This window comes from Micromonospora halophytica (assembly GCF_900090245.1).
GTDB lineage: Bacteria > Actinomycetota > Actinomycetes > Mycobacteriales > Micromonosporaceae > Micromonospora > Micromonospora halophytica.
The window spans coordinates 40184-49071 of record NZ_FMDN01000031.1 but is presented as its reverse complement, the minus strand read 5'-3'; the positions used below and the strand labels follow the sequence as shown (position 1 = coordinate 49071).

Annotated in this window: 7 protein-coding genes, 1 tRNA gene and 1 pseudogene; 5 read left to right on the top strand and 4 right to left on the bottom strand. The window is 71.1% G+C overall.

The annotated features are described in order from the left end of the window. Positions 1-235, bottom strand: a 235-nt coding sequence (locus GA0070560_RS26245; protein ID WP_139131608.1) for a transposase family protein, incomplete at its 3' end; no start/stop codon positions are given. 119 nt (positions 236-354) lie between these two features. Between GA0070560_RS26245 and GA0070560_RS26240 the strand changes: the two are divergent. From GA0070560_RS26240 to GA0070560_RS26225, 4 genes and pseudogenes are all read left to right on the top strand, one after another. Continuing rightward, positions 355-723: pseudogene (locus GA0070560_RS26240) on the top strand (transposase); the annotation flags it as partial. Between the two features lie 149 nt (positions 724-872). Next, positions 873-1511, top strand: a complete 639-nt coding sequence (locus tag GA0070560_RS26235; RefSeq protein ID WP_091302538.1) for a class I SAM-dependent DNA methyltransferase — start codon at positions 873-875, stop codon at positions 1509-1511. A 122-nt stretch (positions 1512-1633) separates the two neighbouring features. After that, positions 1634-2308, top strand: coding sequence for a cytidylate kinase family protein (locus tag GA0070560_RS26230; protein WP_091302536.1), 675 nt, complete (start codon positions 1634-1636; stop codon positions 2306-2308). 186 nt (positions 2309-2494) lie between these two features. Beyond that, positions 2495-3832, top strand: a complete 1338-nt coding sequence (locus tag GA0070560_RS26225) for a hypothetical protein (RefSeq protein ID WP_091302534.1) — start codon at positions 2495-2497, stop codon at positions 3830-3832. A 152-nt stretch (positions 3833-3984) separates the two neighbouring features. On the opposite strand, the gene GA0070560_RS26220 is transcribed toward GA0070560_RS26225, so the two are convergent. From GA0070560_RS26220 to GA0070560_RS26210, 3 genes are all read right to left on the bottom strand, one after another. After that, complete coding sequence (locus tag GA0070560_RS26220; protein WP_245675732.1) at positions 3985-5022, bottom strand: tyrosine-type recombinase/integrase; 1038 nt, start codon at positions 5020-5022, stop codon at positions 3985-3987. Beyond that, complete coding sequence (locus GA0070560_RS26215) at positions 5001-5210, bottom strand: hypothetical protein (RefSeq protein WP_139131607.1); 210 nt, start codon at positions 5208-5210, stop codon at positions 5001-5003. The genes GA0070560_RS26220 and GA0070560_RS26215 overlap by 22 nt, the downstream gene beginning before the upstream one ends. A gap of 266 nt (positions 5211-5476) precedes the next feature. Continuing rightward, positions 5477-5563 (bottom strand) — tRNA-Leu (locus GA0070560_RS26210). A 233-nt stretch (positions 5564-5796) separates the two neighbouring features. On the opposite strand from GA0070560_RS26210, the gene GA0070560_RS29655 reads away from it, so the two are divergent. Continuing rightward, positions 5797-8769, top strand: coding sequence for a fibronectin type III domain-containing protein (locus GA0070560_RS29655; protein WP_245675731.1), 2973 nt, complete (start codon positions 5797-5799; stop codon positions 8767-8769). The last annotated feature ends 119 nt before the right edge of the window (positions 8770-8888 follow it).

Genomic DNA, 8888 nt, shown 5'->3' with positions numbered 1-8888 from the left:
ACCAGCGTCGCTTGCGCCAGCGCAGCCGTACCGGCCGGCCTCCGACCGGCAGGTCCCGCGGCCGGGTCGTGGTCCACTGCTTGATCCGGACCGCCCGCTGCCCGCACTGCGGGCAGCATCGCGCCTGTTCACAACCGGTGGCCAGGTGCACCACCGGGACGCCGGTGGCGTCCAGCTCGACCCGCTCGGCCACCAGGCCGTCCAGACCCAGCAGCCGGGTCGTATCGTTGACCATGCTCGCAGCTCTTCACTTGTGACCATCCGACTTAGACACTCAGATGATCACCGATGAGCTGCGAGCCCTTCACGCTCGGGCCGCCTCCAGCAGCGAACCCCGCTCAACTTCGAAGAGCCGTCATGGCCGCCTCCACGACCGAGAACACCGCCGGGATCCAAGCCCTGGAACAGGTAAAAGCCACCCATCCCACCGTGACCAAGAGGGTGGACGCCGGTTTCAAAACCAAGTTCGTCGAACACGCCGCCACTCTCGGTATCAACGCCGAGGTCGTACCGAGAAACACCGAGACCAAAGGCTTCCACGTAGTCAAACGGCGATGGGTCGTAGAGAGAACGCTGGGCTGGCTGATGCTTCACCGCCGACTCGTGCGCGACTACGAGACCCACCCGGCCAGCTCCGAAGCCATGATCCACATCGCCATGATCGACAATGTCAGCCGCCGCATAACGGACGAAGCTACACCCACCTGGCGAGGCACATACTAGTAGATCAAGAACAAATCGAACGCCCTCTGACACCTCCCGCTGGTCTGCACAGACATACGACCACGGCCTTGGCCACCCTCACTTGCCCGATTGATGGCGGCATTGCCAGGGGCGACGCCACCGCGTGAGTCGGGGCTATCGTGCTCCGCATGCGCGTTCCCGGTTGGCTCGACGACACTCGGACTTCCTACAACACCGTGGCGGTCAGCTACGCCGACCTGCTGCGGGACGCCCTCGCTGGCGAACCATTCCAGCGGGGCATCCTGGCACTCTTCGCCGAACTGGTGCGCGCTCAGGGGAACGGGCCGGTCGGCGATGCCGGCTGCGGTCCGGGTCGGATCACCGCCTATCTGCAAGGCATCGGCCTGGACGCGTTCGGCGTTGACCTGTCCCCCGCGATGATCGACATTGCCCGGCGGGACCATCCCGGCCTGCGGTTCGAGGTCGGCTCCATGACGAGTCTCGAACTGGCCGATGGCTCGCTGACCGGCCTGCTCGCGTGGTTCTCTCTGATCCACGTCCCCGACGACGAGGTCCCCACGGTCTTTGCCGAGTTCTTTCGGGTGCTGCGGCCTGGCGGGATCCTGCTACTGGGCTTCCACGCCGGCGAGGGCAGCAAGCTCAAGACGGAGGGCTACGGCGGCCACCCAATGAATGTCTACGTGCATCGTCGGTCACCGGCGCGGGTCGCGACCTGGCTGGACGCTGCCGGATTCACCGTCGAGGCGGAGATGGTGCATCACCCGGCCCCTAACGTCGAAGGCGCCTTCGTCTTCGCCCATCGGTGAGGTGGCTGGAGAAGCATTGGTGATCGCGGTCGCCACCGGGCACACGCCTGTTTGCCACCTCCGACGTTCATCTCAGTCCGACGCCGACGTGGCGACCATTGCGAGACTCAGGATGGAAGGACATGGACCAAGGCACCCGCGCCGAGTTGCTCGGCCGCCTGACTGAGGCAGTCGGATCCGTCACCGTCGCCCACCCGACCCGAGTTGCCATCGACGGACCCCCCGCCGCAGGCAAGACCACCCTCGCCGACGAGCTGGCCGACGTCTTGCACAAGCAAGGCCGCGACGTCATCCGCGCGAGCATCGACGATTTCCTCTTCCCCCGGGCACAGCGCTACCCTCGCGGCGAGTACTCGGCCGAAGGCTGCTACTTCGACACCCACGACTACGACGCGCTGAACAGGGCTCTCCTCGATCCGCTCGGCCCAGGCGGAGATCGACGCTTCCAACACGCGGTCTACGACCGCACTACAGACACTGCCCTGTCCCCGCCGCTCAGTACCGCCCCCGCCGACGCCGTGCTGGTCTTCGACGGCGTCTTCCTCATGCGCCCGGAACTGATCGATCGATGGGACCTCCGTATCTTCGTGTCGGCCGCGCTCGACAAGACCGTAGATCGTGCCGTGATCCGAGAACGCCGGGTGTCATCTCCGGCCGAAGTCGAACGGCGCTGGCGCGAGCGCTACATCCCCTCCCAACAGCTCTACTTCGCCACGGTCCGCCCGACCGATCACGTCGACATCATCGTGCACAACGACGAGCCCCAACAGCCGGCCTGGGAGATCCAAACACACTGAGCGCATTCGACTGGACAGATCCGGATGCCGACGCAAGCCCGCTGCAGCTACGGTGCGTGACGCGCCCCTACGGCGGCTGGCTCGCCCGCGGGAACTCACATCGGACGAATACGCACTCCTGCCAGTCCAGCAGCGCAATGGTTAGTCTCGGAGGCGCTCGCCACGACTAGGAACGGCGGAACCCGCGTGACGGACCACTTGCAGGTGCCGGTTTGGACCCTGGCGACGGACCCCGAGAGGGTCTCGCGGGCAGCTCAGCTTCCCGTGGACCACAAGGGAATGAATCCGGAGCGGCTTGCCGGGCTGCGGCAGGCGCTCGCCGCGTTTCTCGACACACCGCTCGTCACGGTGGAAGCGTATCCGCTGCCCGCAGAGGCGCACTTTCGAGGCGGAAGACTCCTCGACGCCGCTTCGCCTCTCGCCGTACAACTCCGGAACCTGTTGAAAGTACCGGCGAACGCCTCCACGAGCACGGCCGGCGCCGCGCAGTCGACGGAGACGCTGTACCGGATGGTGGTGCCGAGGACGGTGGCCGCGCAGCTCGGTGAAGGCCTCGTCCGCTCCATGCCGTCCAAAGCCGCCACCGGCGGGATCTACAGCGACATCCTCGGCAAGTCGGGGATCGTGAAGAAGGCGACCTTCGTCCCGGTGGTGACCGACGCGCCACGTTCAGGCGGTACCGCGGCGATGAGCGGCACCGCAAAGGCGGTGACCGGCGCCGGCATGGTCACCGCCGCAGCATCCTTCGTTCTCCTCGCCGTCGCCACCGCCGCGAGCGTGTACGCCGAAGAGCAGCGGCGTAAAGCCATGGAGAGAGTCACCGAGCTTCTCGAGGAGCTGACCGCCGACAATCTCGACGCGGAGCGCGATCGCCTCAACGGCGCGACGACAGCGGTCGAGAGAGCCACCGCGCTCCTGCTCGACAAGGGTGAGGCCGGACACGCCCTCGGCCTGGACGCCGCGGTGCACACCGTCGACACCGCCATCGCCGCGGCCACACGCAGAGCCGGCACCTGGCGAGCGAAACTCGCTGCGTTCTCTTCCGAAGGTGTGGAGGTCGCTGACCTCGTCAAGGCCTTCCCCGGGATCGACCAGCCCAACGGCGCCTTCCGCGTCGAGCTCCGGCTCGCCTCGCTCGCGATCGCCACGAAACGACGTGTCGCGGTTCTCCAAGCCGTGCAACACGCGCAGAAGTCGCCGGAACTCGACTTCCATCGCTTCACCGCGATGCTGCAGGATGAGCAGCGAAGCGTGGACGAACTTCAAGGCGAGCTGCGCGCGCTCCTGGTCGACTTGGTGGAACTCCGGCTCCGTGCTCCCACCAAGAGCTTCACGGACCGCCTGCTGACGCAAGGCGAAGTTAACAACCTGCTCGCCTGGCCGGCCCGTCTGCGCCAACTGGCGGCCGAGGAGTCGGTGGCTACCTCGGAGCTCCCCGACGTCGAGATCGGCCTCGTCCAGCGGGAGGACGACAAGGTACTGGTTCTGCCCGCGAAGGCGTTGCCACGCGATCACATCGCCTGAGGTCCTCCGCCGCACTACGGTCGTGTCGAAACGACACACGGCGAAACGTCCGGGACCAACCGCACCAACTCGTCCCACTTTATCGATCTTGTTTCAACCAGTTTGCGCGGGTGGACCAGACCTAGCGGCCAGGCCCACCCGCTGTCTAACGCTCAGGCCAAAGGATGGGCTTCGCTGGTCAAGGCCGCCAGAGCCGCGGCCACCTCCTGCAGGCTCGCCCGGACGTAGGTACTGGTGGTGCCGACATCGCTACCGCTGTCTGAGTGCCCGGCGTACGCGCGTGCCACGGCGTAGCCGAAGTTCCGCTCGACCCACGTCAGGGTCGTGTGCCGCAGCCAGTGCGTGCTGAGCTGCTGCACGTACACCCACGGCAGGTGCTCACCGATGCGCACCCATAGGTGGTCGTAGCGCCGGTAGGTGATCGGCCGCCCGTTTCGGTAACGCAGCAGCTGACCCGTTCCCACCGCCCGACGCTCCTCGGCATGCTGCTGCAGATGCCTCATCAGGGTCGGCGACACCGGCTGCCACCGCACCGTGTCGCCCTTCTCCCGCAGCAGGATGAGGCACTGGTCCGGGTCCAGGTCGACCGGGCGCAGGGCCAACGCACCGCCTCGACGGCACGCCGTCTCGGTGTGCAGCCGCAGCAGCAGGCTGTCCAGCGCCGGATCGTCGCCCGTGCTGGCGGCGACGGCGTTGATCTCCGCCAACCTGCTGTCGGCCACCGCCCGCCTGGTGCTGGGCAGGCGCCGCGGCTTGGCCACCTTGAGGGCCGGGTTGTCCGCAGCGGCGACGTACCCGTCGGCAACGGCCCGCTTGTACAGGCAGCGCAGCGCGGCGATCAGGTGCTCCGCCGCACTGCGTCCGCCTCGCGCGTTGCGCCGGGCAACGACGTGCGTCTTGGTGTACTCGGCGAGCTGCTCAATCTCCGACGGCGTCGGCTCATCAAGCCGCCGCTGCCCCCACTGCTCCAGGACCCGCTTCCAGTACGAGCCGTACGCCCGCCGCGTACCGTCGCTGACCGCCGCCGAGATGACCGGCACGTACTCGGCGAACGTTGGTGCTGGTGGACGATCCGACGCCGCCGCGACAAGATCAGCCGGCGAGATCCCCATCCGCGACAACAACAACCGCGCGGCGTCCAGCTCCGCCCGGCCCACGGTGATGTCACTCATGCCCGACCACTCCCGCACCAGTGCCGGACAGCCGTCGGCAGGTGGAGGTGACCTTGGTCGGTGACGGTGAAGACGCCCTGTTGGTCCAGCCGGACGACGATGACTCCAGAGCCCTCGCGGATGTGCAGCCGCGTGCCCGGCCCCCATCCAAGGGCACGGATGATTGCGCGGTCGGCGATGCGGTCGCTGGTGTCGATGGCAGCCAAGCCGTACACCATCGTGCCGGCGCGTGGCGTCGGCAGGACCGGCAGGGGCAAGGGAGAACGACGAGAAGCTCCACCACGCGGGCGACGAGATCCCTGCTCCCGGTCCGACAGCCGCACGGGAGGGATGACGGGAGCCACGGAACGATCAGCCACGACAATCGCCCCCGATCAAGACACGATCGATCGAGGGAGCCGCTGCGCTGAGACTGGCGTGGTCAAGCGTGCTTGACCACCAGTACGCGAACCACAGCATGGATGCTGCAATTTGGTGTCCGAGGGGGGACTTGAACCCCCACGCCCTATACGGGCACTAGCACCTCAAGCTAGCGCGTCTGCCATTCCGCCACCCGGACCTGCTCCGTGAGCCTACCCTGTCGGCCGCGGCGGGTCTCCCGCCAGTCGGCCGCCCTGGCGGGCCGCACGGGGCATTACTGTACACGGCCGGGATGGATCATGCACATCGCCGTCCGGCACGTTCCCTCACGACGCGTATGCCCTGGTCAGAGGCGTGCAGCCGGGAGAGCCGGAGGTCCCCGCCTGCTCTGCGGGTAGCGTCCGGGCTCGGTCTAACGGCAGCATGGCTCCCGTGTCACAGCCCTCTCCCCTCACCACCGTCCAGCAGCGGGCCCTCGCCCTGCGTTCCGCCGGTGATCTTCCTGCCGCCCGCCGGCTGCTCACCGACACGATCGCCTCGGCCCGGCCCGCGTACGGCGAGGACCACCCGGAGGTGCTGAGCAGCGCTCACCTGCTGGCCCGGATGCACCGCGAGGCCGACGACCCGACCGCCGCCCGCCGGGTGCTGGAGGAGGCGTACGCCGCGGGCGAGCGTCGGCTGAGCGCCGCCGACCCGCTCATGCTGGCGATCTCCTTCGACCTCGCCTCCGTCGCCGAGGAGTTGGGCAACCGGCACGAGGCGCGCCGCAACTACACCCGGGTCGCCACCGCTGGCCCCGCCGTGCTCGGCGAGCACCACCCTGCGGTACGGGCCGCCCGGCAGTACCTCGGCGGGAACGCCGCTCCGGCGACACCGCCCGCTCCCGTCGCCCCACCGCCCGCGCCGCGTCCCGGCCCGATGCCGCCAGGGCCGGTGCCACCCGGTCCGGTGACCGCACCAGGGCCCGTGCGACCCGGTCCGGTGACCACGCCGGGGCCGGTCACCCCGCACCGGCCCGGCCCGCACGTCGCGCCCGTGAGCTCGGGTCCGCAGGAATGGCGGCCCGGTCCGGCCACCGGCACCCCGGGTCCCACGCCGGCCCCGCCCTACCCGCCGCAGGCCGGGCAGGCGCTGCCGTACGTGCCGATGCCCCGGCAGCAGCGCCCCGGCCCGCCGGTGCCGACTCCGCCACACCAGGCACCCACACCGCCCGGGCCGGTGCCACCAGTCCCGCCGCACCGCCAGGTCTCGGTGCCGCCAGGCCCGCCGATGCCCGGTCCCCGGATCGAGCCACCCGCCGTACCCGGGCCCTACCCGCCCCGGATGGGCCCGCCCGTGCACCCGGGCCCCGTCGCCCCGGCGACGTCCCCGTGGGCACCGCCGCACCTCCGGTCACCGGCCACCCCGCCGGCGCCGCCGGTCGTACCGCCGGCCTCCCACCACGCCTCTGCGACTGCGCCGCCGGGACCGGCTCCCGTCCCGCAGCCGCCGCACGTCGCCCGCGCCGTCGCGCCGTCGCCCGACCCGGCCCCCCGGGTCGCGCCGCCGCCCCAGCGGGGACAGCCGACGGCGGGTCCGGTCTCCGCTCCCCCGGTCGTCCCGCCGCCCCCGGCCCCGGCCCCGGCGCACGGCATGGCCGTTCCGCCGCAATCGGCGCCACCGGTCGTGCCCTCACCGGCGACCGTTCCGCCCCCACCGCAGCCGCCGGCCACCAACGGCCCGGGACCGGTGCAGGCCCGAGCCCCGATCGCCGCTGCGCAACCGACCAGCCCGGTCAACCCTGAGCGACCCGCTGCCAACGCCACGGCTCACCCCACCGGCACTCCGCAACAGGCCGATCCGGTGCCGCCTGCCACCAGCGCTCCGGCACCGGTCGAGGCCACGCGTACGGCCGCTGCCGCCCCGCCCCGGACCGCACCGGTTACGCCGCAGCCACCGACCACCGGCCCCGCGGTGCCGGTCGAGGCCCGGAGCACGGCCGACACCCCGCGACAGGCCGATCCGACCACGACGGAGTCGACGGGCACCGGCGGCTCGGAGTCGATGACCGACCGGCCGCCGACGATCGCGAAGCCGCTCGGCTGGGACCTGCCGACGATCCAGGTCAAGCAGATCGGACCGCTGCTGCAGGAGGAGGCCGAGCGGATCGCCGCGACGGCCGGTCGGACCTCCAGCGCTCCCGCCCGACCGGATGCCGCCCCGGCCAGCGCGCCCTCGGTCAGCACGCCGCCCGCGCCCACCCACCCGGTCTCCGCGCCACCGGTCGTCAGCGCGCCACCGGCCCCTCCTGCCGTTCCGCCGCCCCCGCCGGTGAGCGCCCCGCCCGTCAGTTCGCCGCCCGCGCCCGCCCGGCCGTTCTCCGCGCCGCCGGTGGTCAGCGCGCCGCCGGTCCCTCCTGCCGTTCCGCCGGCACCCGCCCACCCGGTCAGCGCGCCGCCGACGCCTCCGCGTCCGGTGAGCGTCCCGCCACCGCCGGTCGTCAGCATCCCGCCGGCGCCCACCTACCCGGTGAGCGCACCTCCGGTGCCGCACCAGCCGGTCAGCACTCCCCCGGCACCGCCGGTGGTGAGCACCCCGCCCGCGCCGGCCCACCCGGTGAGCACGCCGCCGGCCGCGTACCACCCGGTGAGCACCCCACCGGCCCACCCGGTCAGCGCCACGCCGGTGAGTGCCGCACCGCACAGCGCTCCGCCGTGGGGGCTGACCGCGCCGCCGTGGAGCAGCGTCGCGCCCCCGCAGCCGCTGACCACGTCCCCGGCCGACGACGAGCCCGACGAGGACACGACGGACGGGGTGACCGATCCGGCCGACGGCTCGCTGGTGGCCTACGACGTTCCCGAGCGGGTGTCCGAGGTGGCCGATCCGTCCGCCCCGGTCGAGCAGGAGCAACGCCCCGCGGCGTACCCGCAGGGCGACCCGGCGTTCCCGCCGCCGCTGGCGTACCCGATGGGTCCGGAGCCCGAGCGGCGCGGACGGGGCCGGACGGTGATCGCGGTCGTCGTCGGCGTCGTGGTGGTGGTCGTCGCCGGCGTGGTCGGCGCGGTGGTGCTCGACCGGGACGAGGCCGCGCCCCCGTCGACGCCGCCGGGTGCGTCTCCCGGCGTGCCGAAGGCGACCGGCGCGCCACCGGCCGACCTGAAGCTGCGCGACGACGACACCACCGTGACGATCAGCTGGTCCGATCCGACCAACGGTGGTGTGCCGTTCATGGTGGCCGGCGGTCGGGCCGGCAAGGCGCTGGGCGTGATGGCGACCGTCGAACCCGGACAGACCAGCTACACGGTCAACGGGCTCAGTGAGTCGGTGGACTACTGTTTCACCGTGCTGGCCGTGTACTCGACGGACGCCTTCGCCACCTCGGGGCAGGTCTGCACCGACCGGGAGCGCCGCTCGCCGGCCGGCTGACCGTCGATCCACACCGCACACGCTGGGTGTCCACAGCGGGACGGTGCGGGTTTCCCCGTGCCGGAGCGGCCCATATGATGTCCCACGGCTCAGGGGAGGGTCGCCGGGGCACGGCGCGC